25 protein-coding genes and 1 pseudogene are annotated in these 24540 nt (G+C 62.2%); 22 read left to right on the top strand and 4 right to left on the bottom strand.

What is annotated here, in order from left to right; all coding sequences use genetic code 11:
* The 14 genes from C470_RS14295 (at position 1) to C470_RS15845 (ending at position 12751) form a co-directional block, all read left to right on the top strand.
* A complete protein-coding gene (locus C470_RS14295) occupies positions 1–702 on the top strand; it encodes a hypothetical protein (RefSeq protein ID WP_049908767.1) in 702 nt (233 codons plus the stop codon).
* A complete protein-coding gene (locus C470_RS14290) occupies positions 699–2366 on the top strand; it encodes an ATP-binding protein (protein ID WP_008368135.1) in 1668 nt (555 codons plus the stop codon). The genes C470_RS14295 and C470_RS14290 overlap by 4 nt, the downstream gene beginning before the upstream one ends.
* 172 nt (positions 2367–2538) lie before the next feature.
* Positions 2539–2829 (top strand): hypothetical protein, encoded by a 291-nt coding sequence (locus tag C470_RS14285; RefSeq protein ID WP_049908766.1) that lies wholly within the window; start codon positions 2539–2541, stop codon positions 2827–2829.
* A 512-nt stretch (positions 2830–3341) separates the two neighbouring features.
* Complete coding sequence (locus C470_RS14280) at positions 3342–3923, top strand: DUF7342 family protein (protein WP_008368133.1); 582 nt, start codon at positions 3342–3344, stop codon at positions 3921–3923.
* Positions 3924–3926: 3 nt separating this feature from the next.
* The gene (locus tag C470_RS15435; RefSeq protein WP_082226694.1) at positions 3927–4385 is read left to right on the top strand and encodes a hypothetical protein; all 459 of its coding nucleotides are present in this window, start codon (positions 3927–3929) and stop codon (positions 4383–4385) included.
* Positions 4386–4645: 260 nt separating this feature from the next.
* Positions 4646–6424 (top strand): hypothetical protein, encoded by a 1779-nt coding sequence (locus tag C470_RS14275; protein ID WP_049908765.1) that lies wholly within the window; start codon positions 4646–4648, stop codon positions 6422–6424.
* Entirely contained in the window at positions 6424–7182 is a 759-nt protein-coding gene (locus C470_RS15850) for a hypothetical protein (protein WP_008368130.1), read from the top strand. Before C470_RS14275 ends, C470_RS15850 begins: the two co-directional genes overlap by 1 nt.
* Positions 7183–7263: 81 nt before the next feature.
* Positions 7264–7893 carry an A/G-specific adenine glycosylase gene (locus C470_RS14270; protein WP_008368128.1) on the top strand — a complete coding sequence of 210 codons (630 nt, stop codon included), beginning with the start codon at positions 7264–7266 and terminating at the stop codon, positions 7891–7893.
* Positions 7894–8018: 125 nt separating this feature from the next.
* Positions 8019–9383, top strand: a complete 1365-nt coding sequence (locus C470_RS14265) for a restriction endonuclease (protein WP_049908763.1) — start codon at positions 8019–8021, stop codon at positions 9381–9383.
* A 361-nt stretch (positions 9384–9744) separates the two neighbouring features.
* A complete protein-coding gene (locus C470_RS14260; protein ID WP_008368124.1) occupies positions 9745–9984 on the top strand; it encodes a hypothetical protein in 240 nt (79 codons plus the stop codon).
* Between the two features lie 346 nt (positions 9985–10330).
* Positions 10331–10756, top strand: coding sequence for a hypothetical protein (locus C470_RS14255; protein WP_152418686.1), 426 nt, complete (start codon positions 10331–10333; stop codon positions 10754–10756).
* Positions 10756–11211 (top strand): hypothetical protein, encoded by a 456-nt coding sequence (locus tag C470_RS14250; RefSeq protein ID WP_008368121.1) that lies wholly within the window; start codon positions 10756–10758, stop codon positions 11209–11211. The genes C470_RS14255 and C470_RS14250 overlap by 1 nt, the downstream gene beginning before the upstream one ends.
* Positions 11208–12308 carry a tyrosine-type recombinase/integrase gene (locus C470_RS14245; RefSeq protein ID WP_008368119.1) on the top strand — a complete coding sequence of 367 codons (1101 nt, stop codon included), beginning with the start codon at positions 11208–11210 and terminating at the stop codon, positions 12306–12308. The genes C470_RS14250 and C470_RS14245 overlap by 4 nt, the downstream gene beginning before the upstream one ends.
* Positions 12309–12403: 95 nt before the next feature.
* Positions 12404–12751, top strand: coding sequence for a hypothetical protein (locus C470_RS15845; RefSeq protein WP_152418685.1), 348 nt, complete (start codon positions 12404–12406; stop codon positions 12749–12751).
* A gap of 2 nt (positions 12752–12753) precedes the next feature.
* On the opposite strand, the gene C470_RS14235 is transcribed toward C470_RS15845, so the two are convergent.
* From C470_RS14235 to C470_RS14225, 4 genes and pseudogenes are all read right to left on the bottom strand, one after another.
* A complete protein-coding gene (locus tag C470_RS14235; RefSeq protein WP_008368116.1) occupies positions 12754–12945 on the bottom strand; it encodes a hypothetical protein in 192 nt (63 codons plus the stop codon).
* 19 nt (positions 12946–12964) lie between these two features.
* The gene (locus tag C470_RS16495) at positions 12965–13177 is read right to left on the bottom strand and encodes a MarR family transcriptional regulator (protein ID WP_152418684.1); all 213 of its coding nucleotides are present in this window, start codon (positions 13175–13177) and stop codon (positions 12965–12967) included.
* 243 nt (positions 13178–13420) lie between these two features.
* The gene (locus C470_RS14230; RefSeq protein WP_008368115.1) at positions 13421–14731 is read right to left on the bottom strand and encodes a phosphoribosylglycinamide synthetase C domain-containing protein; all 1311 of its coding nucleotides are present in this window, start codon (positions 14729–14731) and stop codon (positions 13421–13423) included.
* A 73-nt stretch (positions 14732–14804) separates the two neighbouring features.
* Positions 14805–15461 (bottom strand): annotated as a pseudogene (locus tag C470_RS14225) (phosphoribosylamine-glycine ligase); the annotation flags it as partial.
* A 120-nt stretch (positions 15462–15581) separates the two neighbouring features.
* On the opposite strand from C470_RS14225, the gene C470_RS14220 reads away from it, so the two are divergent.
* From C470_RS14220 to C470_RS14185, 8 genes are all read left to right on the top strand, one after another.
* Positions 15582–16388 (top strand): alpha/beta fold hydrolase, encoded by an 807-nt coding sequence (locus tag C470_RS14220; protein WP_049908761.1) that lies wholly within the window; start codon positions 15582–15584, stop codon positions 16386–16388.
* A 1-nt stretch (position 16389) separates the two neighbouring features.
* The gene (locus tag C470_RS14215) at positions 16390–18000 is read left to right on the top strand and encodes an AMP-binding protein (protein ID WP_008368109.1); all 1611 of its coding nucleotides are present in this window, start codon (positions 16390–16392) and stop codon (positions 17998–18000) included.
* 107 nt (positions 18001–18107) lie between these two features.
* Positions 18108–19082, top strand: a complete 975-nt coding sequence (locus tag C470_RS14210) for a hypothetical protein (protein WP_049908760.1) — start codon at positions 18108–18110, stop codon at positions 19080–19082.
* A gap of 357 nt (positions 19083–19439) precedes the next feature.
* Positions 19440–20141, top strand: a complete 702-nt coding sequence (locus C470_RS14205; protein ID WP_007346006.1) for a helix-turn-helix domain-containing protein — start codon at positions 19440–19442, stop codon at positions 20139–20141.
* A gap of 167 nt (positions 20142–20308) precedes the next feature.
* Positions 20309–21823: an ABC transporter substrate-binding protein gene (locus C470_RS14200; protein ID WP_049908758.1), complete on the top strand. Its 1515-nt coding sequence runs from the start codon at positions 20309–20311 to the stop codon at positions 21821–21823.
* Positions 21823–22737 (top strand): ABC transporter ATP-binding protein, encoded by a 915-nt coding sequence (locus C470_RS14195; RefSeq protein ID WP_008368103.1) that lies wholly within the window; start codon positions 21823–21825, stop codon positions 22735–22737. Before C470_RS14200 ends, C470_RS14195 begins: the two co-directional genes overlap by 1 nt.
* Positions 22734–23432 (top strand): ABC transporter ATP-binding protein, encoded by a 699-nt coding sequence (locus tag C470_RS14190; RefSeq protein ID WP_007997217.1) that lies wholly within the window; start codon positions 22734–22736, stop codon positions 23430–23432. The genes C470_RS14195 and C470_RS14190 overlap by 4 nt, the downstream gene beginning before the upstream one ends.
* Positions 23429–24487 carry a branched-chain amino acid ABC transporter permease gene (locus C470_RS14185; RefSeq protein ID WP_008368100.1) on the top strand — a complete coding sequence of 353 codons (1059 nt, stop codon included), beginning with the start codon at positions 23429–23431 and terminating at the stop codon, positions 24485–24487. Before C470_RS14190 ends, C470_RS14185 begins: the two co-directional genes overlap by 4 nt.
* Positions 24488–24540 lie beyond the last annotated feature (53 nt).

The raw sequence follows: 24540 nt of genomic DNA, 5'->3' as shown, positions 1-24540 counted from the left end.
ATGACACAACAATCAAACGCGGACGATTCGACGCCGGCGATCGCGCCGACCGACACGGCGTTAGGCAGCATTGTACACTCCAACACGCAGATGGACTACGTCGCGCAGGCGTTCCGAGATGGCGAGCGTGAGGACCCGCCGTCACGCGACGAGTACGAGTTCGGCCAGCCCGTGTACGCCACGGAAACTGTTCGCGGCACTCCGTACGCCGTGGTCGGCGTCGTGTACGACACACGACTCGTTGACCCCGATCAGGGACGGGACGGCCCGCGGCTTTCCGCCCCGGACCAGGAGATGTTCGTCCCGGGGTACGTGAATGAGAAGCAGACGATGCTCGGGATCGCGCTCCTCGGCACGGCCGAACTCGACGCCGACCCGCACCAGCACTCGAACGGCGAGGCAGGCGGCGATCCGCAGTCGTTCACCGCGGTGTCGCAGTCGATGCCGCGGTGGACGCTGGACATCGACGACTTCGTGTACGCGCTCTCGGACGACGGGTTCCGGCAGTTCCATACGCACGACGGGACGCTGAACTTGGAGTACTACGAGCGACTGATCGCAACGGCCGACCAGTTCGGCCCGGAAGTCGCGTTAGCCATCGTGGACCGGTTACGGCGACTCACGGACGCCGACGCCGTGTTAGATGTCGTCGAGAAGAAAGTCCGCTGGCAGTCCAGCGAGAGCCGCGGGGTGCTTCGATGACGAGCGACGAACACGGCCTCCCGAGTCCGCCGGTGACACGCGACGTTCCAGCGCTCACTGGGACGCCTGTCGGGACGGTCGCGTGCCCCGGAGACGACCCGTCGGAGTTCGAGTTCATCGCCCCCGGTGACAAAGACCTTCGAACCGGGGAATTCGTCGCGTACAACGCGACGGTCGCCGGTGAGCAGGAAGCGATCCTCGCTCGGGTGACGAACACGACACAGGAACGCGGGTTACCGGGCGAGTTCCTGGCGAACCCGGACGTGGATCCGGATGAGGTCGCCGGTGCCCTCGGTGTCCCGACGGAGGACACGGAACTCAGCCGGTTCACGGCGCGAACGATCGGGTACTTCGACGAGCAGATCTCGACGTTCACGAACCCGCGCATCCAACCGCAGCCCGGGACGCGACTCCAGCTCGCCGCCGACGCGTACCTGGAAGCCGTGCTGCCGAGCGCAGACTGGGACTCCGAAAGCGGCACGGCGCACCTCGGCTGGCTGTTGAACCGGCCGCACGGGGCCGCGAATATGCACATCCCGATCGACAAGTTCGCGGCGACGCACCTGGCGATCCTCGCATCGACCGGGAGCGGGAAATCCTACACGGCGAGCGTTCTGATCGAGGAGATGATGCGACCGGCGTCGCGCGCCGCGATGCTGGTGTTCGACCCGCACGCGGAGTACGACACGCTCCCCGAGATGCGGCGCGACGAACACAGCCACGTGTTCGAGGGGGACGACGGGTACCGGCCCGAGGTGGAGATCATCACGCCAGACGAGATCACGATCCCGATCCCGGATCTCACGTACAGCGACTTGCTCGCGTTGCTTGACGGGCCGAGCGACCGGATGCGGTACGTACTCAACGAAGCCTGGCGAGACCTGACCGACGAGAGCAACCACATCACGCCGCAAGACATCATCAACAAATGCGAGGCCATTGAGGGAGAGCGCAGCGGGACGGTCGATGCGCTCGCGTGGCGGTTGAACAAGTCGCTGAACCGGGACTTGTTCGTACCGGCAGCGCGCGACGAACTCACAGACCTCGTCGCGCCCGGGCAAGTCACGGTCCTCAAACTCAATCGACTATCTCAGTCCGACCAGCAAATGCTCGCCGCGGCGTTGCTCCGGAAACTGTACGAGGCCCGGGAAGCGGCGACGCGCGGTGAGGACGACGCGATCAACCACCCCGTTTTCTCGCTGTTCGAGGAGGGCCACCGGTTCGCCCCGGACGGGGACGCTCGGAGTCTCGGGATTCTCCGTCGGATCCTTTCGGAAGGGCGGAAGTTCGGGTTCGGGGTCGGTATCATCAGTCAACGCCCGTCGAAAATCGATCCCGACGTGTTGTCACAGTGCGGCACGCAGATCATCATGCAGATACAGAACCCGAACGACCAGCAGGCGATCCGCACGTCGGTCGAGAGCGCCGGCGAGGACGTACTCGATGAGTTGCCCGGACTCACGCCCGGGCAAGCCGTCGTGGCAGGGGACGCGATGAACACGCCGGTCCTAATGAACGTCCGGGAACGCCACACCGAACACGGTGCCGATAGCCCCGAAGCGACGAAGGAGTGGAAAACGGCGCACGACCGACTCGAAAACGAACCAGCGGGTGTGACGGACGCATATGACGACGATGGCGATGTCGACGAAACTCCGCTGTAACCACCTGTACAGAATTTGATGGTGACTGTTTTACGCAGTTCTTCCGTAGCAGGAGCCTCCTTGCGGTAGGGCCCCCTTCAGCTCCCTGTAGTAAGGCCCCTTCCAACCCCCTTGTAGAGGCCATCGCAACTGAGTAGGAACTTTGAGGGAGATGTGAGAAGTGTGGAGAGTCATGAGTTCGACCGTCCAGGAACTTCGAAATGAGATTCGAGCGGCGACGGGGAGGTTCGAACGGGAGGTCAAGGCGTCATTCACCAAGGAGGAGCTGCGGGCGATTTGCGAGGCACTCGGAATCGATGTCGGCGCGGCGGGGCGACCGTCAACGTCGCAGATGCGCCGACTGATCCGGGCGCACGTTGGTGTCGCAGAGTCGTCGGAAGCGGCCGACGATTCTAGCTTCCGGAAGGCGGACCTTGAGGCGATCGCTGACGGAGTCGGTGTATCGTTTGAGCGTAACCGGTAATCACCGGGCATCCGGTTGCTCTGGTTCCAGACCCGACTCCCTGAGCGAGGTCACCCCTTCCTGACCGACTCGCACTCTGTATCCCGCACACTCTTACTGACAGCGATTGATTAGCTAACGGAGTGGCTGCTGCGTAGAGCGTACATATCCAGCAAACGTCGTCACTCTTGCTTTAGCTGGCGGAAAAACGAAGCCGACGAGAAGATCAGTGAGCTCAAAGCCGAATTACAGCGTTGGGAAGAGACAAAGAACTATCTTGAACTCTAACTCCTCAACTTCGTCCTGGAATACGGAGTCACGCAACTAGATCGCGGACGCTGAGGGGTCAGGATTGCTGTGACTGTTATTGTTGTGTGTTTGAATCTGATAGTGGCGTCGGGGGAGGAATACTACAACCGCTTGACGACGCCGCGTTCTTGGGTACCCTCGTCGAGGCCGAGGTTCGGAATTTCTCTGGTCCTCCTCCGCTGAAGTCGAGATGGTAGCGGAGAAAATACTTCGATATAGGACTAATGGTCTCAACTTATATTAAGGCACAGTCCGAACGGTGTGGTATGACCGGGAAAGAATCGAACTCGAAGGATCTGATGGAACGCCAAACCACGGGCGAAGATCGGGTGCGGATGGCCGCCCGGCAGCTGTCGGAGCCGCGGACGGCTAACTGGATCGCGTCCGAAGCGGACTGGTCACACGAGCCAACCAAACGCGTGCTTGAACGCCTCGTCGGCGATGGTGTTCTCCATCGTGACGAGAGCGGTACGCACACGACGTACTACCCTGATTATCGCCGACAAGCGATGCAGGAGGCGATGCGGCTTCGAGACAGCGGGCGTACTGTCGAGGAGCTCACGGAGCGTCTCGCCGAAATGAAAGCGCGGATCCGCGACTGGGAGGACGAGTTCGGTGTTGAGTCGCCGAACCAGCTTCGAGGGACACTCGCTGATGAGTCGCTTGACGCTGCGGAGGAAGACCGTCGCCGTGAGATTGCCCGTGAGTGGGAGCAGCTTCAGCGGCGCGTCCAGGTCGTCGGCTTCGCTATCCGTGAGTGGGACTTCCTCGCTCCGACGACAGAGCCTGTCGAGGCCAACAGCTAACGGATGTCCGTTCCGCATCCGGGTGGTGATCCGAACGCGAACCTCTACGCGCAACTGAAGCGAGACGTCCTTGATCGCGTACCACAGATTTCGACGGTTGAGTTCGTTCCGGATGATATCGAGGCCACACAGCTGCGAGCGATGTTCGATCCGGCTCGTCTTGATCCGCCGGCAGGCCCTGAGTCACCGGAACTAACCGTCAAGTGGTATCGGCAGGACCCTGACGATTGGTTCCGTGTCAACTACACCGACTCGAACACTGGTTTTCACGCCGGGTGGCACCAAGACGAAGATCATCCAAATCTCGGACAAGCGCATTTTCAGTACTCGACCGCCGCTACTGAGGACCGCTGGGGGATCACGTTTGAGCACGAGACTCCCTCTCTGATTCTATGGGAAATCGTCGAAGAACTTCTCGAAGATATCCGTCCGACCTACCAGGACACGGACAGCGAGTCATGATATCCGCTACGTATCGTTTCCCAACTCACATGGAGATAATCGGAATTGAGGTTTTCAGCGTCTCTACATACTCATTTTTCGGGATGCGCCCAGTCATTTCGTGTGTTTGAATTGAGTGAATAGTAGTCACAGGCCTGTAAGCGGTGTTTGTTGGGAGGCAGTGTGTTCGTGTACAATTGAAGTACTGATTATCGGATTGGGTGAGTTCTCACGACGAGGGTTTATCAGTGAGTGGTTTCGAGATTTAGTATTGTAGGGAAATGGGCACACACCAAGATGAGTTTGCCGAGGAAACACGGCACTCACGACAAGAGGTGGTCAGTGAGTTTGCGTCGTTTAATTCAGAAGCGACAAAAGACGTCTCGATTTCGACCGTAAACGGCCGCAAAGAGGTTGAGCTACAGGAACCGTTGCTCGTTGCACTCGCAAAAGAAAACAGGGGTGACACCAACAGCGATTGGTCAGATCGGGAAGGATCCGTGGATGCGATTTTCGATGAAGCATTGTGTGACGTGACCGAGCTTGCGTTACAAACGGTCGGAACTCCGACGGAGAGAGTTGAACTCTACAAGTTGCGCGCGTTACTGATTCAACTGGCGCGTGGTCTCGACACGTACGAGGATCTCGCTGACTACATCGGGCAGTATTCGACCACACAGCTCGAACAGTTCGGGTTACGCGGGTCACGTGAACAGTCAACGTATCGTAAAGCCGCGAAAACCCTGAAGACAACTGCTGAACTCCAGACGGTGCGCGATGCGTGCTTCGTTGCGGTACACGCGCTGTTCTGGAATGGAGTCCCAATCCCACAGACTGTGCTGGAACGGTATCAGCTCGATTACGATGCCGGACCGGCAGCGACTGACTTCTCGGACGGAGCGCGGCAATTGGCGTTGTACAACCTCGTCGAAGACCTGATCCAGATCGTCGTCGAGAACCTCTCGCTTCACCGCGAAGAGAACAAGTCTCGTGAGTTACGGAGCTTGCTCGGGGTGTTCGCGTACGCCGCACGTCACGGGGAGAGCATCACCGATTACGAACGAACCGCGCACCACGCATTTGATCTTCGTTCGGCGCTTAGCGGGTCAACGATCTGGACGCACCTAGAGGGGCTTCACCGGTGGAAGGTAAACGAGATGTTCGACGATATTAACCGAGCGCTGCTGAAGTACGTGCTCGGTTCAGGCGTGGTGTCCGAACCAGTCATGGCGTCGTACGATCTAACTGATGTTCAGAGTCTCGGGAGCGGGGCGGACGGACAGGCATTCAAATCGGAGGACGGTCGGTGGCGATTCGCCTCGCTCGCGTTCACCGACCCGGACCTCGATTTCTCGTTCGGATTACGACTGCTCAAATCGGAATCACAGCGCGCACGAGTTCTGAAGAATTTCCTACGGTCTCTCACGGAGATGGTTGATGTAAAGCGATTCATACTTGACCGCGGTTTTGACGGGCGTGAAGACATCGAGGCCTGCCAAGCGTTCGTTCCGAACGACTGGGTGATCTGTGCACAAGACGATAGTAATTCTGTAGGGAAGAACTCTGACTACGCACGCCTTCGTGCTGACCTCGAACCCGGTGGTACAACTGTTCAGAAGAACGCCGGGTACGCTGACTTGACACCGGCTGTCAAGCTCATCGGCTACTCGGGCGCTGACGAACAGGCGGACACGCCTGAACCCGTCCGCGCCTTCTACACCGACATGGAGATCCCGGAGGAAACATCGAAACGAGACAAACTGATCACGAAGGTCAATTTCCAGTACAATCAGCGTGCGAAAATAGAGCCAGTTTTTCGAATGGCGAAAAACAAGTTCGATATCGCAACGGACAGCGACAAACCGCAGGTGAAGGCGTTTTACGTCCAAATGTCGGTGCTGTTGTACAACCTGTATACTGTCGTGAATACGGTCCCGTCGCCACAAGCAGGCGTCGAGATAGACACGACACAAAACGAGCTCTTAGAAGTGACTCACAATCTCGCGTTGAACGGTCCGACCATTCCCGACGCGTTAACATACCATCAGGACCATCGGTAATGCCGCTCGAATGTTCCGCAGACGCGCTTCGAGAGATCGTTCAGCTCGTGTTGGCTATCAGGAAGGACGGCGAGTGCCGTATCGATGTTGATGAAGAGCGGCTTCGCTTACGAGCCTGCTCGGAGGACAAGATAGCGTATCTCGATTACTCGCTTCCAACGGATGCCGTTGTCTGTTCTCCCGACGAGGTAACAGGGTCGTATTGGGCGGAACTCGAAGGTCTTGACGACCTCATACGTGCGGGGGTTACCGGCGTCGTGAGTGTTGCCTTTCCTCCAGAGACGCCGAAGTCGAGGATCGCTCTTCAATCTGCTGGACTTACGTACCGGTTCCCTACACTAGAGGCACAGTCGGCTCACCGCGTGTACGACCGTCTTTCGACGGAGACACGTTGTGAGTGCTCACTCCCAAATCGTGTGTTCGACCGCGCTGTCAAAGTAGCCGATTTGATCGGACCGGAATTACAGGTCCAGTTCGACCCGGTAACTCAGTTCGTTCAGTTCGCTGCAGAAGGGGACGAGAGTCAAGATGCGTTCTCTTATTCTCACGCTGTTCGTCAACCGGAGAGTGTCGATAACTCAGGCGAGTCGCTCACAGTCCCTGTCGCCCGTCTTCAGGATATTACTTCGCGCGTTCCCGCGGCTATGCCCGTCTCTTTGGGAATCGATACTCACTATCTCACGTACCAGACGGAGGGTCCTGTCGAAGGAGATAACCTGACCGTATATTCTGCCAAGCGGTATGATGAAATCGGATGAGATACGGTAGCGACGGTTCGAAGACGTATCTGGTCTCCCGGTTACGAACGAATATCAGTCAGAAAGCGACCAGGAGACCCCGTGTTCGACCCTCAGCGCGCGTTCGTCGAGCCGGTGCTCGTGTGGTGGACGGCGAACGGTCGTGACGGACTGCCGTGGCGAGACTCGGATCGGACAGCGTTCCATTTGCTCGTCGCCGAGATCCTGTTACAGCGGACCACCGCGACGGCGGTGGCCGACGCGTACCGGCCGTTCGTCGCTCGGTACCCCACGCCCGAAGCCGTGACCGCAGCCCCGACCGAAGATATCGAACAGCGAATCGATCGGCTCGGGTTAGTGAAACGCGCCGAGTTCATCGAGCGCGCCGCGTCACAGATCATCGATAGCCACGGCGGCGACGTTCCCTGCGAGTACGCGGACCTCGTGACGCTGTACGGTGTTGGCGACTACTCGGCGCGGTCCGTCTTGATACACGTAGACGGAGCCGGGATCGCCGCCGTGGACGTGAACGTACGACGGCTGTTGTCTCGTTTCTTCGGTATCGACGCCGACGCGGACGCGCTCGAACCGCTCGCGGACGCGCTCGCGCCGACGGACCGAAGCAGCGACTTCCAGCACGCCATGCTCGATTTCGCGGCCGACGTCTGCACCGCTCGGTCCCCGCAGTGCGAGTCGTGCCCGATCGAGGAACATTGTCAGAAAGAAATCTGAATTTCCGAAATTTTTATTTCGGACATCGCTGTTCCCGAATATGGGTGTTCTGCTTGCGAGGACGTGTTTATTTGGGAATTCCAATAGAGTCTTTACCGCGTGGCTGACATAATTGGAGTATCTCGATGCCTGTCCTTGACGACCTCTCTGGATTCGAGTTCGAGGACGTGATGGAGGACGTGTTCCGGAACCTCGGGTACGAGAACGTCCGGCAGGCCGAACGCACGGCCGACGAGGGCCGCGACGTCATGATGGAAGAGGTCGTTGACGGGACGCGGCGCGCCGTCGTCGTCGAGTGTAAGCACACGGAGACGGTCGGGCGGCCGGTCGTCCAGAAGTTACACTCTGCGATTGCGACGTTCGAGTTCGACGGGCCGAAACGCGGGATGGTGGCGACGACCGGCCGGTTCACCGGCCCAGCCGTCGAGTACGCCGAACGACTCCAACGGAACGACGACCCGTACCCGATCGAGCTGATCGACGGTGAAGACCTGCGCGAGATCGCCGACGACATCGGGCTGGACCTGTACAACGGGCGAATCGAAATCCTGTGCGACGAGACGCTTCGACCGCACGAGCCGGCGACGTCGGTGACGGCACCCGTCGAAGAAGCGTTCCAAGACATCGACAACATCGAGTCGACGGACCTCCCCGCGCCGCAGTATCACGTCACGTTCAGACCGGTCGTCGCCGTGACCGCGGACACGAACGCGGTGTTCGAGACGTCGGTCGGCGTGATCCACCGGGTCAACGACCGGTCCCGGTTCGTCGTCCACGCCGAACGCGGCCACCCGGAAACCGCGTCCGGTGACGTCTCGAACCTCGTGACGGAGAACCTTCACGCGACCGTCGAGCTCGATACGGACCGGTTCGAAGAGCAGTTCGACGCGGTCGAAGAGCGACGGTTCGGGCAGACACAGACCGAGTACAAGGACTGGGTCGTCGACCGACTCCAGAACCACCACACGACCACGGTCTCCTACACGGGGGACAACAACGTCACGTACACGAAAACGTGCGAGCCGAAGCGCTCCGACGTCTCAGTCCAATCGATCGAACCGGTGTACGTGCCGCAACTCCGGCACACGACTAACTTGGGGGAGTACACGTATCCGTACGAGTACTTCGCGGCGGGGCCGTCGCGCGTGACGAGCGAGGACGGGATCCACCGGTGCATCCACTGCGACACGGCAGGGACCGACGCGGCCTACACGTACTGCGCGAACTGCGGGAGCATCAACTGCGACTCGCACATCAAAACAGAGCGTCTAGAAGGAACACCGGTCTGTACTGGGTGCGCGGTGACCGAGCGCTTCGCGTTCAAAACGAAGTACTTCCACGACGCGGAGAACCGGGACGCGTTCCGTGAGGAGTACGCGTCGATGCCGTTCTATGAGAAAGCGATGGAGAACACGGTACTCGCCGTCGGTGCGGTCGTTTTGATGGGACTCGTCGTACTTGGCGTGCTCGTTCTCGGCGGCGGTATCTAACGGCATCTTAGGCGCTTCGCTGCCGACTCTCGATCAGCTCTGCTTCGACCAGTACGTCGATTCTGGAGATTCCATTTCATTTGGAAGTGGATTTCCGGGGGTATTCCGACTTGGTTGACACGCGTTCGTGGTGCGTGCGTTGGCTCGGCATTGAAGTCGAGTGTGACCGGAATTCAATGAAATCTTGAAAATCGCCGTACTGGATGTATGTCGCTTCTACCTATCAAAATAGGCGGTTGAGATCAGTAGAAATTCGACCCAAATCGGCATAGTGTTTATAAGCGGCCAGTTAGTCGACAGGCGTGCTGATGCGTGATTCAACCCAAGCGACTGACAGCATTCGAATCGAGGTCGAACAGCTATGACACGGCATGTAGACGCCTACGTCGAGCCGAAGACGCGGGAAGTTGACGAAGTCGTGACGGCCAACGTCACGAAGTCGGGCGACGGAGAGACCATCGGTGTCCCGGTGTTCTTCTCAGCAGACGACATCGAGAAGCAAGGCCTTGATCCGACCGACATCGATGAGATCGGGATCCGTGTTGAAGACGGCTACATCCTGCTTGTTCCTGTCTCAGCAGGCGTTGAGGGAACTGAGTAACTTTCCAACTGTTTAATATGATGACTGACAGCGAGCTTGTAGAAATTACACGCATGCGAGGACATACCTCCGAAACGCAGCCCACGATGACGCCCTCCCCACAGCGATACGCGCGCTGGAAGCAGAAAGCGAGGGGCATAGACGTAGCGTTATCCGAGTCCATCGAGGCGATGATTGAACCCGGCCTCAAGAACTTCGACGCCGGCATCACAGCGGATGAATCGTCGCCGGCTCTTCGGCAGCGACGGAACGAGCTAGGACGAGAGCTCGATCAAACGCGAGACTGGGTGCGAGAGTTGGAAGCGCAGGTCCACGCCTTACACGATGACTGCTCGGGTGGTGACGGATGACGAATCAGGTCGCAACGTACCCGACTGATGAGCAGCTCGCCCGTTGGAAGAATCGGGCCGATGAGCGTGGAATGTCGCTTTCACAATGGGTGTCGCACATGGTCGAAGGTGGGCAGAAGAAATTCGAAATCGAAGTCACGCCTGACGAAACGAGTTCCGAACTGCGAGAGCAACGGAACCAGCTTCGACGAGAACGCGACCGGGCGCGGAAACGAGCCACCGAGCTCGAACGGCAACTGTTCAACGACGAGCGACAGGAAATCATCGACTTCGTACAGCAGAGCCCGGGTGTCGATCAGGCGGCCGTACATCAGCAGATTATCGAGACAGCGAGCGACCGAGTTCCAGATCAGTTAGACTCGCTCGAAGGCCGGAAGCTCGTGAAACGAGACGGCGTGTACTACCCGATGGAGGACGCGTAATGGTGTCTGATGAAGTCACCGACCGGCTCGGCGTGTTCAAAACGCTCGATGAAGTCCCCGAAGAGTACCGGTTGTGTCGTCACGACCGATTGTTTGCGGGGCGTGATGCGTACGCCGCGTGGGAAACGGAGAACATCGATGCTGAGTGGGCGCTCAAAGAGGCCGGCCGTGTCGAACGACGATGGAAGACCCACATGGATGCTCGCGGCCGTCACCACGCCCTCGCAACCCCTGGCGACGTGGAAGCATTCCTCGCTGACCTCGCAGACGACGTCCAAATCGAACGCGTGTACAGACCGTACTGGCTGTACCTGAAACGGTTCTACCACTGGATGGCGTGGCACACCGACTACCCTCATCGGTACAACCCGGTGTTGATGGCGTGTGCTGAGCATCCAACGAGCGAACAGGTGTGGAATCACGTCATGAACGACGTTAAAACGGCTTTCAAATGACAGACAAACACGATTCACGCGAACAGTTCGCTGAGACGTTCGATCAGGAAATCGACCCGTTACAAAAGTACGAAGGGGGGTTCAGATCTATCGGTGCAGACCCGTTCGACTTGTTTACGACGGAGATCCTCGATCAGAAGGGTAAGAGCAACACGAGAAACAACTACACGATCCCGATTGATCAGTGGACGGAGTACATGGAGGACGCGGGGCGACATCCCGCGTGTCCTGGGAAACGACATGTGGAGGGATTCGTGGACTACCAGCGTAACGAACTGGGGAACTCGAAGCAGACGACAAAGCAAAAACTCATTCACCTGAATCGGGTGTACAAATTCTGGGTGAGCGAAGACTCGCTCCCCCAAGACGGTAGCTACAACCCGTTTAAAAAGGTGCTCGACGACACAGAGTGGGAGGAAGACAACACGAAAACACCGCCCAACTTGTCCGTCGATGACGTCGCAGACGTACTCGTCACCGTGAAACATTGGAAACACCGCGTCATCATCCTGCTGATGCTGTTCCTTGGCATCCGAGCCCAGGAAGCATGTAACATCGAGCTCAGTGAGCTGAACATCCAGCACGACGAGCTCAAACAGCAGTACCCGGAACTCGGTACCCATGATCGCCTGCCGGACGGCGTGGATGCGATTTACTTCCCGACGCGGTACGACAGGGAAGGAAACAAGTCAAAAAACGAGCGGATCATGCCGATCCCTGACGAGTTGAAAGTCGCGCTCGTCCGATACCTCATGGTTCGCCCGGATAACGGGAAGCCGTGGCTGCTCCTCTCGCACACCCGGCACAACCAGATGGGAAACTCGAAAATCAACGAGATCTGGAAGGACTACTTCCACCCGCAGTACAAGTACGGCGACGATGAGAAGTACGACTCGATCACCTCACACTTCGGTCGGCACTACTTCACGACGTGGTTCAAGAAAGAGAAAGACTGGAACCGCGAACTCGTGAAATACATGCGCGGCGACTCAATCAAAGGGAAAGACGGCGACTCACTTGACGACTACGTCCACCCGTACTTCGAAGACATCCGCGAACGATACCTCGAAGAAATCTACAAATTCGGGCTGCGGTGACAGACCACTTCAGCAGAATTCACACTGCGAACGCCGAAGTTCCGGCGAATCGGATACGGCTTGGACTTTTTGACCGTGCGGTCATACGTCTCTGTATGGACTCTGATGAGGGGTATCGCATCCAGGAAAACACGGCAGTTCCAGCACACCCTTCGATTGATGCGGTCCACAGCCGCGCGGTAGAACGAGCCGCTGATCCGCGGTCAGTCGATCATCCGAATGGTCATTTCGACCGGTACATGAGGGATGCGCTCGATCGATTCGGTGAGGACGACGTGATGAAGTGTATTCGCCTCACGCTCGCTGACGGGTATACGCACCGAATGGCGGGCACGGCTGCCTTCGGTGAGGAGAACTACGTCTGGGGAATCAACGTCGGTGTCGCAGCAACTGCCTACCTTCGAGAACTTCTCCAAGAGCGAGAGATGGCCCGTGATTCCTGAAATCACTCGTTAAACGAATCACGCTTCCCCGTATCAATGAATCCCGAGTCGGTCTGCTTGACGTGCCCGTATGCTTCGAGTTGCGCTAACTGCTTTACAACGTGACGCCGATCGAGTCCGCGCTCGTCGACAATCGCTTCGACCGACATCGGTTCGGTCTCACTCAACGCGAGTCTGACTTCCAACTCGTCCATATACTGCGCGTAGTACGCATCAACAACGCCTTCGAGCGGTGTTTGTACCTCGTATTGGTTGTTGCTCTCGGACGAGTAGTTCGCTCTCTGCGAGTCTGGATACAACGCGAGACGTATACCCGGAATCCCAATCGAGTTCGTCAGCCAGCTCCCGCTGTATCAAGCTCTCATTCGCTTGTGTACTCAGATGTGAGAGCACGGTGAAATCCGATTTTGAGAGCACTTTTCTCATAATAAGCAATTCTTTTATACATTACTTGCTCTTTTTGAGACTATCAGCCGGTCCATTAGAACCGTCAAATACGGATCCGGCTTCTGCGCTTCGTACCAAGTTAGCTGAAGTAAGGCGCTACGCCCCCTTCCAACGTGTTTGACGCGCGAATCACAGGTCAACACTCATCGAAGGCATGACCTGCTAAGGAATTTGTGAGTGCCAATTTCATCCGGAATAGCCTGCTCGATTTCGCACCTACGACTACGGCCCGAGGTATCCCCACGCCTGAAGTCGGTCCCCGTCACCGTTGACCCACCGTTCACCGATGTCGTCGCGGTAGTACATGTTCGGCATGACGATGTCATCGATGCGGTCGTATGCTTGCTCCCGTGCTGCTTGCATCGTCTCTCCCTTCCCGGTCACGACGATGGGCATCCCGTTGTCGCCGGCGACGCGCCACTGCCCGTCCACTTTTTTGGCGTCTTCAAGGTGAATCCCTTCGCGGCTCTCTGTCTCGAAGACCACGGCGGCGTTCCGGGAGTTCTCGTCGTATGTCTTCTCGTCGTCGAACGGGAACGGTGGAAGCACGACGCGCACGGCGATTTGGTACCCGTTGTGAACCTCGACGTCTGGCTTGTTGCCGTGCGCGAGGTCGTAGAAGAATTCTCCGGTGGACGACTCGATCGACTCTTCTTGCAGCGCAATGGTCGGGTAGCCGAACCGCGGCGTGAACTCCAGCGGGTAGATCCCGTTCTCGTTGACGATACAGTTGATATCGATACTGCCGACGTAGCCTTCGTTAGCGAGCCAATCTTCGATTTTCCCGAAGGTTTCTTTGAAGAGTTTGTTCTGGCCCGCCCAGAACATCGAGGTTCCCATCTCTCCGGTCGAGGGACCGATGTTCCCTGGGAATAATTTCTTATGCTCAAAATTAAAATTGACTTGGTCAATGAACTCGTTCCCGTTGAAGAACCCGCAGATAGCGATTTCGACACCCTCTACCTTGCGCTGTAGCTGGAAGCCCTTCATCCGGTGCCCCCACGCTTTCTTGTACGCTTTCAACACGTCCACGACGTCGCTCCCGTCGTCCTCGTTCCCAACGTACAGTAAGCGTTTGACGTTCTGAACCTCGCCGAGCGGTTTGATCACGTACGGGGCAGGATTCTCCTGAACATGTTGTATCCCCGCGTCGAAACTGTCGAAGATATGGTGCTCGACGGTGTTCACACCGTGTTCTTCGAGGACCTCCATCGCGTACCCTCGATCCTCTTCGAGATGATCGGTGTTCGGCGTCCCGCCGACGACAGCTTTGCCTTGCTCACGGAGCTCCTCGGCGAGTTCACCCGTGCCGATGTCGGAACCGACCCAGATATCGTCGAAAATGATGACATCTGCCCAATCCACTTCTGCGCGCCAGTCGTCCGTCTTCGGGACGAAACCGTTCCCGATCTCCTGATCGTTTTCGGCTTTGATGTAGTATTTCACGTCGTGGCCTTCGCGGTGTACTTGCCAGGCCAGGTCGGTGATCAGTGCAGCGTCGGCCGAGATGAACAGGAAGTGTTTCGATTCCATGGTGTAATATTTATGTTTGGAGATGTAGTGTTTACGCAGCGAGACTTACTGGACAATTGTGTACTAAATCACGTTTTTTGTGATCGAAGTTGAAGTTCACCCGATCGACGAACTCGTTCCCGTCGAAGAAGCCGCAGATCGCGACCTCGACGCCCTCGACCTTCCGCTGGAGCTGGAACCCCTTCATCCGGTGGCCCCACGCCTTCTCGTACGCCCGGAGGACGTCGACCACGTCGCTGCCGTCGTCCTCGTTGCCGACGTACAGCAGGCGCTTGACGTTCTGCACCTCCCCGAGCGGCTTGATCACGTACGGCGCGGGGTTCGCTTGGACGTGTTGGATCCCCGCGTCGAACTCGTGGAACACGTGGTGTTCGACCGTGTTGACGCCGTGGTCCTCTAACACCTCCATCGCGTAGCCGCGGTCCTCTTCGAGGCGGTCGGTGTTCGGCGTCCCGCCGACGACGGCCTTCCCCTCCGCGCGGAGCTCCTGCGCGAGCGCGCCGGTACCCACGTCAGAACCGACCCAGATGTCGTCGAAGACGACCACGTCGGCCCAGTCGACCTCGGCGCGCCAGTCCTCCGTCTTCGGGACGAACCCGTCGCCGATCTCCCGGTCGCTTTCGGCCTCGATGTAGTACTTCACGTCGTGGCCCTCGCGCCGGACCTGCCACGCTAAGTCGGTGATCAGCGCGGCGTCGGCCGAGACGAAGAGGAAGTTGGCGGTGTCCATGCGGAGCACTCTCCCGCGACGGACTTGAGTGTGGGTGCCGGCGCGCGCCTCCCGGTCGTCTCCGGGAAGGTTGAAACGTTAACACTCGGGTTGATGGGCCGTGGCGTGGTCGATCCGGGTATGCCAAGCGTGACACGGGACGGCGTGACGATCGACTACGCCGTCGACGGTGACCCCGACGGACCGACCGTGCTGCTGCTCGAAGGGCTCGGGTACGGCCGGTGGATGTGGCGGTGGCTGGCCGAGGCGTTGGCCGACGACTACGAGGTGCTCCGCCCGGACAACCGCGGCACCGGTGACTCCGACGTGCCGGAGGGACCGTACTCGGCGGCGGAGATGGCGGCTGACGCGGCCGCGGTCCTCGACGACCGCGGCGTCGACGCGGTCCACGTCTGCGGCGCGTCAATGGGAGGGATGATCGCCCAGGAGCTCGCGCTCGCCGACGACCGCGTCGCCTCGCTGACGCTGCTCTGTACGTCTCCGGGCGGCGACGAGGCGGCCCCGACGCCGCCGGAGGTCCAAGAGCACATCTTCTCCGCGCCCGAGGACGCGGACCCCCGCGAGCGGATCCGCTACCTGATGGAGCCGGCCGTCTCCGAGGGCTTCTACGAGCGCGAGCCGGAGCTCGTCGACCGGATCGTCGACTGGCGGCTCGCGGGCGACGCAACGCCGACGGGCCGCGAGGCGCAGGCGGCCGCGGTGGCGGCGTTCGACGCGAGCGACCGCCTCGACGACCTGTCCGTGCCGACGCTCGTGCTCCACGGGACCGCGGACCGCGTCCTCCCCGTCGAGAACGCCGACCTGCTGGCGGAGCTCCTCCCGCACGCCGAGGTCGACCTGTTCGAGGGCGGGCCGCACCTCTTCTTCGTCGAGGAGCGCGAGCGCGTCAACGACCGCGTCCGGAGCTTCCTGAGCGAGGTCCCCTGAGATGGCGACCGGAGACGACTCGCGGGGCGACGGCCGGGCGCAGGGAAGCGCCGCCGAGTCCGGCGCCGACCCGCGACCGCACCCGCACGGCGACCGCGGCTACGACTGGGTCGGATCGCTGTCCGCCCGCCGGGCGCGGCTCTCGCCGGACCGCGTCGCGGTCACCGACACGGCCGCCAACGCCGAGTACACGTACGCGGAGTTAGAGGAGCGCGCCAACCGAACGGCCCGGTTCCTCCGCGACGCTGACGTGGAGAAGGGCGACCGCGTCGCCGTCGTCTCGCGGAACCGCGTCGAGCTGGTCGACCTGTTCTTCGCGACCGGCAAGATCGGCGCCGTCCTCGCGCCGCTCTCGCACCGCCTCGCGGAGCGCGACCTCTCGGCGGTCCTGGGTACGGTCGACCCGAAGCTGCTGCTCGTGGAGACGCCGTTCGAGGGCGACGTCATCGACGCGCTGGAGCGCGCCGACGTCGAGCCCGCCGTCCGCTCGATCCCGACCGACGGCGACGACGCGTGGCGGTCGTACACGCGGGACCTGCCCGCGGACGGCTCGCCCGTCGAGACCGCCGACGTCTCGCTCGCGGACCCGCACCTCTTCTTGCACACCGGCGGCTCGACCGGGACCCCGAAGGAGACGGTGATCAGCCACGGCGCGATCCGGTGGAACGCGTTCAACACGATCACCGCGTGGGGGCTCCGCGAGGACGACGTGACGCCGATGGTGTTCCCGATGTTCCACACCGGCGGCTGGAACGTGCTCACGGTCCCCTTCTTCCAGATGGGCGGGCGAATCCTGCTGAGCCCGGAGGTGGACCCCGGCCGCGTCCTGCGCGACGTCGAGCGCGAGTCGGCGACGACGCTCGTGGCGGTCCCCGCGGTGTTGCGGATGATGGCCCGGCATGACGAGTGGAGCGAGACGGACCTCTCCTCGCTCCGGTTCGTGAAGAGCGGCGGCGGGCCCTGTCGCGAGAGCGTCATCGCGGCGTGGCGCGACCGCGGCGTCGAGATCTCGCAGGGGTACGGGCTCACGGAGTGCGGGCCGAACAACTTCGCGATGCCCGACGACTTTCCGCCGGAGAAGACCGGCAGCGTCGGCGTTCCGGCGCTCGCGGTCGACGCGCGCGTCGTCGACGAGGACGGACCGGTGCCCGACGGGACGGTCGGCGAACTGGAGCTCGCGGGACCGGCGGCGGCCGACCGCTACTGGAACGAACCGGCGGAGACGGCGGCGACGTTCGGCGACTGGGTGTCCACCGGCGACCTCGCCCGCGTCGACGAAGACGGCTACTACCACATCGAGGGGCGCAAGAAGAACATGTTCGTCTCCGGCGGCGAGAACGTCTACCCGCCCCGCGTCGAGGACGCGCTCACCGACCACCCGGGGATCGAGGAGGCGGTCGTGATCGGCGTTCCGAGCGAGCGCTGGGGCACGGTCGGGAAGGCGATCCTCGTCGGCGACGAGTCGATCACGCTCGGCGACGTGGAGTCGCACCTCGCCTCGCGCGTCGCCCGCTACGCGGTCCCGAAAGAGCTGGCGTTCGTCGACGAGATGCCGACCTCCGGCCCGTCGAAGATCGACCGCGCGGCGCTGAAAGAGCGGTTCGGCGAGTAGGCGAGGCGAGGAGATCGGCGCGGAGCGGGGATAGCGGTCGGAGAGCGCCTCACTCGGCGTGAGCGACAACAATTTTTTTTTTGAAACTCGGAGTAGACAACCGGTGTATGCCCCCCACACGTCGTGCCCTCCTTGCGACCAGCGGAATCATCGCGACCGCGGGGTGTGTGAGACCGATATTCGGGCCCGCGCACGGCAAGATCGGATCGCTGTCACTGCGCGCCCAGACCCCCTCGACCGTCGCCGAGCAGACCACCACACCGGTGACAGTTCGTGCGCTCGGCCCGTACGGGCACACCCTTGTTCAGCGTGTACTTGACGACGGATCGGCGTCCTATACCGCAGCCGACACGCTGGTTGCCGAAGGGGAGATCGTCCAGCAGAACGGAACGTTCTACGAACTCACTCACGAAACGACGGGGCATACGCCGGCGATGGCATATCCGACCGAATTCGAGGCGACAGTCCCGGCGACGACTTCGGTTGACGACGATGAGACGGTCTCTTTCGATGCCCTCCCGGCGGTTGACCGAAGTGCCCTCCGAACCGGTCTCATAAACGAACTCTGGCGGAGACTCTCCCGGACCGAGGGGCGCGTCTCCGGCGATGGGGAATTGGTCTATCCGGCGACACCAAGCGGACCAACGGAGTCGCTGCTCGTTCCGACTCCCGAGTACGATACCGTCCGCTACGGAGACGGACAGCTCCGGCTCTCGGTTACCGGCGAGGCGACCGAGACGCGCTTACACGGCTACAGACTCGAAGGCTCGACGGTCGCTACCTCAGAAGAGGCCTATGTAGCCGATGTCCTTACGCGGTCTCGGACGGACGCCGTAAAACTCGAAGCGTCGACGCTCACCGACCGCCAACACGATATTCTTCAGGCGGCAATCGACCAGGAGTACGCCCACGATCAGCCGATCGACGATGCGCCATCTGCGTACCGGACTCTCGTTGTGCGCCTGTTCGCCCCTGATAACGACCCCGAATCGGTCGATCTTGTTGACCTGTCGGGTAGTGAGGCAATGGTCGTCTACGACGGGACACTGTATCGGGCGACCTACACCGTCAGTACCCCCTGATCACGGCCCACGCGGCCGTTCAGGAATCGTAGTAGTACGCGGGGCTTCTGCTCGCGATCAAGTTGACTGTCGAGCTCGTTGACCCGTGGACGGCCGCTTCGTGTGTCCCGTCGGAGGCTGATGCCAAGCGCCTCAAGAAAGGCGTTCACACCCTCGCGCATCCTGTCCCGATTGTCCGTGTTCGCCCGACGTGGCTCGAAGACGATCAGAGTGTAGAATAGATCGCGCGTACGCAGTGACGAGGTCGACCGATACACCAGGGGCGACGGCTGTTAGGATGTGCCAAACGAGGTTTCGAGCCTTCACCACGCATTCAACAGGAACAACCGTTATATACGCGGGAGATAAGGTCGTGTCATGCTCGACGTCACGATGGATATGGAGCAGTTCGACTGCCCGTTCATCGACACCTCCGCGGACCACGACGTCTCCTTCTCCGCTATGCACTGGCAGCTGGACACCGCGGCGGAGCAGCTGGAGACGCGGCTGCTCGTCGAGTCGCCGGACCGCTACGAGCTCGGCGAGGGGCTCTCGGCGCTCCGCGACCACGAGAACATGGCCGAGTACAGCCTGTTCTCGAAGGAGGACGGCACCGCCATCATCCGGACCGTCATCGAGGAGACGAACGCGATGTCGACGATCACGGACCACGGCGGCTACATCACGGGGCCGTTCCTGATCGAGGACGGCTCCGAGCAGTGGCAGGTCGGGTTCGACGACGAGGCGACGACCGAGGCGGCGCTCCACGACTTGGAGAAGGGCAACGAGTTCGTCGTCGAGGACCGCTCGCAGCTCTCGATGGAGGCGCTGTTCGACACGATGCGGAACGCGAACGCGGCCTCGACGATGCTCGACGCGTGCCGCGACCTGACCGACGTCGAGCGCGAGACCATCGAGTCGGCGGCCGACGCCGGCTACTTCGAGTCCCCGCGCGAGGCGACGCTGTCGACGCTCGCCGACGAGTTCGACGTGTCGACCGCGGCCGTCTCGAAGAACATGCGCCGGGGCGAGAAGAAGCTTCTCCGGAGCGTCGTCGCCGCGCTGGACAGCTTAGAGTAGAGCCGGAGCGAACTCCCGGCGGGGGGAGCACGCGATTCCGACCGCGCTAGCGTGCCGTTCGAAAACATCCGTTTTAGCCCCGTTTTTCGGCGTATTCCGTCGAATCCGCTCGAGCCGTTAACATCTTAACTCGGCCATTGATGATGATGGTCGTCCTCGGATAGTGTATGCGAGACGAACACACACGGCGATCGTATCTGCGAGGAACCGGCGCCGCGGTCGGCGCGGCCGGACTCACTGGATTGGCCGGCTGTTCCGGCGGGGGAGACGGCGGGGACGGCTCCGACGGGAGCGGCGGGAGCGACGGCGGAGACGGATCCGGGGGCGACGGCTCCGACGGCGGCGACCTCTCCGGCGAGACGGTCCGGATCGGGGCGCTCCAGCCGACCTCCGGCGACCTCCAGTACTACGGGCAGATCAGCCTCCGCGGGTTCTACTCCGGGCTGGCGTACAAACACGACCTCGACCCGATCGAGGAGGCCACGCCGGGGACGTACACGGTCGAGCCGGAGGGGGGGCCGACCTACGAGATCATCGTCGAGGACACGCAGTTCAGCCCGGACACGGCCCAGAGCGTCGCGACGGACCTGGTCTTGGACGAGGAGGTCGACGTCCTGTTCGGGGGGACCTCCTCGGACAGCGCGCGCCGGCTCATCGACACCGTCGTCGACGAGACGGACGTGCCCTTCCTGATCGGCCCCGCGGCCGACGCCGGCATCACGGTGAGCGACGAGTTCTGTCACCCGCTCGCCTTCCGCGCGAGCGAGCACACCGCGATGGACGCGCGGGCGGGCGGGACCTACGTCGCCGAGAACTTCGACATCGACACGGTCGCCGTGTTCGCGTCCGACAACGCGTTCGGGCAGAGCGTCGCGAGCAACTACACCGAGGTCTTAGAGAGCAACGGGGTCGACGTCCTGGAACCGCGGTTCGTCGAGGTCGGGTACTCCGAGTTCGACGGACTCTTCGAGCAGGCGGTCTCCGACGGCGCGACGGGCGTCGTCGGCGGCTTCACCGCGTCGACGCTGCCCCAGTTCCTCACCTCGGCCATCTCCTACGACGTCCAGGTGTTCGGCGGCTTCGCGGCGCTGCTGACGACGCAGCTCATCGGCGGCACGATCGAGTCGGCGCTGGGCGAGGACTTCACCGCGCAGGACATCAAGGACGCCGGGCTCGGCCCGTTTACCAGCCGCTACCACTGGAACCAGTACGAGAACCCGATCAACGAGGAGTTCCGCCAGATGCACATCGACGCGTACGGCATCGTCCCCGACNCCAGCCGCTACCACTGGAACCAGTACGAGAACCCGATCAACGAGGAGTTCCGCCAGATGCACATCGACGCGTACGGCATCGTCCCCGACCTGTTCAGCTCCGGCACGTTCACCGCGGCGTCGGCGCTCTCGCAGGCCGTCTCGGAGGCGGGCTCGACGGCGGGTGCGGACATCGCCGAGGCGCTGCGCGGGATGACCGTCTCGGAGACGCCGAAGGGCGAGGACGGGTACACGTTCCAGGAGCACAACAACCAGGCGGCCTCGCAGATGACGGTCGCGTGGCCGGTGCCGACCAGCGACGAGTACGCCGACACCTGGGACGCGCCGATCATGCCCGGCGAGCCCCTCGAACGGCTCGACGCCGAGGACGTGATGGTCCCCGAAGAGGACGCGAGCTGCTCGCTGTAATGCTGCTGGAGACCGAGGGGCTCACGAAGCGCTTCGGCGGCATCACCGCCGTCAACGGCGTCGACTTCGCGCTGGAGGCCGGCGAGCTCTGCTCGATCATCGGCCCGAACGGCGCGGGGAAGACGACGTTCTTCAACCTGCTCACGGGCGTGCTGGAGCCGTCCGACGGACGGATCCGGTTCGACCCGACGGGCGACGGCGGCGGAGGGGCGGCTTCCGCCGCGGCCGACGGGACAGGCTCGGCGCTCGACATCACCGCGGCCTCGCCGGACGAGACGGCGTTGGCTGGTATCCACCGCTCGTATCAGATCACGAACCTCTTCCCGACGCTGTCGGTGCTGGAGAACGTCCGCGTGGCCGCGCAGGCGAGCCGCGGGAACGACTCCTGGAAGCTGTGGCGCAACGTGGCCGACTTCGAGGACCACTACGCGGAGGCGACGCGGATCCTCGAGCGGATCGGGCTGGCGGGGGAGGCGGAGACCGTCACGCAGAACCTGAGCCACGGCGAGAAGCGCAGCCTCGAGATCGGCGTCGCGCTCGCCGGCGACCCCGACCTCCTCCTGCTCGACGAGCCGACAGCCGGCGTGTCGAGCGAGGGCGTCGACGACGTCGTCGCGCTGATCGAGGACGTCGCGGCTGACCACTCGGTGATGCTCATCGAGCACAACATGGAGGTGGTGATGGACATCTCCGACCGGATCGCCGTCCTCCACCGCGGCGAACTGATCGCCGACGGGCCGCCGGAGGACGTACGCGGCGACGAGGCCGTTCAGGAGGCGTACCTCGGTGGGTACGGCCGCGAGGGATCCGCGGACGGCGGGGGTGCCGCCGACGGCGACGCCGGCGCCGACAGCGACGGCGACGCGGTGGCCGACGGCGGCCGCCGCCTGCGCGTGGGAGGTGAGCCGCGGTGACGACTCTCGAACTCGACGGCGTCCACACCTACTACGGTGAGAGCCACATCCTCCAGGGGCTCTCCCTGTCGGTCGAGGAGGGCGAGATCGTCGCCCTCGTCGGGCGCAACGGCGTCGGGAAGACGACGACGCTCCGGACCGCGCTCGGGCTGACGCCGCCCCGAGAGGGGACCGTCCGGTTCGACGGGACGGACGTGACGGGAATGGAACCCCACGAGATCGCGGCCCGTGGAATGGGGTGGGTACCCGAGGAGCGCCGCGTGTTCTCGCATCTCACGGTCGAGGAGAACCTCCGCGTCGCCGCGCACTCGGCGGCCGACCCGGACGCGCGGATCGGCGAGGCGTACGAGCTGTTCCCGGCGCTGGACCGCTTCGCGGACAAGGAGGCGGGCGACCTGAGCGGCGGCCAACAGCAGATGCTCGCCATCGCCCGCGGCATGGTCGGCGACAACGACCTGTTGCTCGTCGACGAGCCGAGCGAGGGGCTCGCGCCGCAGATCGTCGAGGACGTCGTGGAGGCGCTCCGCGCGGCCTCCGCGGACACGACGATGGTCCTCGTCGAGCAGAACTTCCGGCTGGCGATGGACCTGGCCGACCGGTTCTACCTCGTCGACCACGGCGTCGTCGTGGAGGCGGGCGAGACGGCCGGCGTCACGAGCGAGGACGAACGAATCCGGAGGTACCTGACGGCATGACCCCCGGAACGCTCCCGGCGCTCGTCGACGCCGCGGCCCTCGCTTCCGCCGTCGATCCGACCACGCTGCTCGCGACGGGCGGCGCGGTCGACGGCCTTCGGACGGCCGCCCGCGTGCTCGCCGAGGGGATCGGCAAGGGCGCGGTGTACTTTACCATCGCCGTCGGGCTGACGCTCGTCTTCGGGCTGATGGGCGTCCTCAACTTCGCGCACGGCGCGGTCGCGATGGTCGGCGCGTACCTCGGCGGCTTGGTGCTCGTCCTCGTCGTCGGCGCGAACACCGGGACGGTCGCGACGATACTCGTCTTCTTCGTCGCCCTGGCGCTCGTGTTCGCGGTCACGACCGCCGCCGGCAGCGCGATGGAAGTGGCGCTTATCCGACCGATCTACGACCGCACGCCCACCTACCAGATCCTGTTGACGTTCGGCGTCTCGCTCATCATCGAGGAGGTCGCGCGGATCGTCCTGACGCTCCGCGGGATCCAGCCGAACCCGCAGTGGCAGGCGCCGATGGCCACCGCCCCGGACGTGCTCTTGGGCCGGACCCAGCTGTTCGGGATCGGCGTCAGGCGGCTGTACCTCTTCGAGGTCGCGATCGGCGCGCTCGTCGCGGTCGCGGTGTGGGCGTTCCTGACGAAGACGCTGTACGGGCTCTACATCCGCGCCGGCAGCGAGGACACCGAGATGGTCCAGGCGCTCGGCGTCGACGTGCGGCAGGCGTTCACCGTCGTGTTCGGCGTCGGCACCGGGCTGGCCGCGGTCGGCGGCGTCCTGCTGATGTGGGACCCGATCTGGGGGCCGAGCGTCCTCCTGAGCATCGACGTGCTGCTGTACGCGTTCGTCGTCGTCATCATCGGCGGGCTCGGGAGCTTCACCGGAACGCTCGTCGCGGCCGGAATCGTCGGGATTGCCGACTCGGTGACGACGTGGCTGTTCACCACCGGGATCGTCGCCTTCCCCGGTCTCTCCGAGGTGACCATCTTCCTCCTGCTCGTGGTGATGCTGATCATCCGCCCGCAGGGGCTCTACGGCGTCGAGGAGGTGGGAGGCCATTAGCGACCCCGACCGTCCCGCCGACGCGGACGCTCCCGCAAACGCGGACGCTCCCG

Origin of the sequence: Halorubrum distributum JCM 13561, from assembly GCF_000337395.1 — an archaeon.
Lineage (GTDB): Archaea > Halobacteriota > Halobacteria > Halobacteriales > Haloferacaceae > Halorubrum > Halorubrum distributum.
Note: the sequence above shows the minus strand (reverse complement) of the source record. Positions and strands in the feature narration are given on the sequence as shown.

Excerpts from the sequence above, each read along its gene's own strand:
- C470_RS14295 (WP_049908767.1), top strand. The coding sequence starts at position 1 with ATGACACAACAATCAAACGCGGACGATTCGACGCCGGCGATCGCGCCG.
- C470_RS14290 (WP_008368135.1), top strand. The coding sequence starts at position 699 with ATGACGAGCGACGAACACGGCCTCCCGAGTCCGCCGGTGACACGCGAC.
- C470_RS14285 (WP_049908766.1), top strand. The coding sequence starts at position 2,539 with ATGAGTTCGACCGTCCAGGAACTTCGAAATGAGATTCGAGCGGCGACG.
- C470_RS14280 (WP_008368133.1), top strand. The coding sequence starts at position 3,342 with ATGGTCTCAACTTATATTAAGGCACAGTCCGAACGGTGTGGTATGACC.
- C470_RS15435 (WP_082226694.1), top strand. The coding sequence starts at position 3,927 with ATGTCCGTTCCGCATCCGGGTGGTGATCCGAACGCGAACCTCTACGCG.
- C470_RS14275 (WP_049908765.1), top strand. The coding sequence starts at position 4,646 with ATGGGCACACACCAAGATGAGTTTGCCGAGGAAACACGGCACTCACGA.
- C470_RS15850 (WP_008368130.1), top strand. The coding sequence starts at position 6,424 with ATGCCGCTCGAATGTTCCGCAGACGCGCTTCGAGAGATCGTTCAGCTC.
- C470_RS14265 (WP_049908763.1), top strand. The coding sequence starts at position 8,019 with ATGCCTGTCCTTGACGACCTCTCTGGATTCGAGTTCGAGGACGTGATG.
- C470_RS14260 (WP_008368124.1), top strand. The coding sequence starts at position 9,745 with ATGACACGGCATGTAGACGCCTACGTCGAGCCGAAGACGCGGGAAGTT.
- C470_RS14255 (WP_152418686.1), top strand. The coding sequence starts at position 10,331 with ATGACGAATCAGGTCGCAACGTACCCGACTGATGAGCAGCTCGCCCGT.
- C470_RS14250 (WP_008368121.1), top strand. The coding sequence starts at position 10,756 with ATGGTGTCTGATGAAGTCACCGACCGGCTCGGCGTGTTCAAAACGCTC.
- C470_RS14245 (WP_008368119.1), top strand. The coding sequence starts at position 11,208 with ATGACAGACAAACACGATTCACGCGAACAGTTCGCTGAGACGTTCGAT.
- C470_RS15845 (WP_152418685.1), top strand. The coding sequence starts at position 12,404 with ATGGACTCTGATGAGGGGTATCGCATCCAGGAAAACACGGCAGTTCCA.
- C470_RS14235 (WP_008368116.1), bottom strand. The coding sequence starts at position 12,945 with ATGGACGAGTTGGAAGTCAGACTCGCGTTGAGTGAGACCGAACCGATG.
- C470_RS16495 (WP_152418684.1), bottom strand. The coding sequence starts at position 13,177 with ATGAGAAAAGTGCTCTCAAAATCGGATTTCACCGTGCTCTCACATCTG.
- C470_RS14230 (WP_008368115.1), bottom strand. The coding sequence starts at position 14,731 with ATGGAATCGAAACACTTCCTGTTCATCTCGGCCGACGCTGCACTGATC.
- C470_RS14220 (WP_049908761.1), top strand. The coding sequence starts at position 15,582 with ATGCCAAGCGTGACACGGGACGGCGTGACGATCGACTACGCCGTCGAC.
- C470_RS14215 (WP_008368109.1), top strand. The coding sequence starts at position 16,390 with ATGGCGACCGGAGACGACTCGCGGGGCGACGGCCGGGCGCAGGGAAGC.
- C470_RS14210 (WP_049908760.1), top strand. The coding sequence starts at position 18,108 with ATGCCCCCCACACGTCGTGCCCTCCTTGCGACCAGCGGAATCATCGCG.
- C470_RS14205 (WP_007346006.1), top strand. The coding sequence starts at position 19,440 with ATGCTCGACGTCACGATGGATATGGAGCAGTTCGACTGCCCGTTCATC.
- C470_RS14195 (WP_008368103.1), top strand. The coding sequence starts at position 21,823 with ATGCTGCTGGAGACCGAGGGGCTCACGAAGCGCTTCGGCGGCATCACC.
- C470_RS14185 (WP_008368100.1), top strand. The coding sequence starts at position 23,429 with ATGACCCCCGGAACGCTCCCGGCGCTCGTCGACGCCGCGGCCCTCGCT.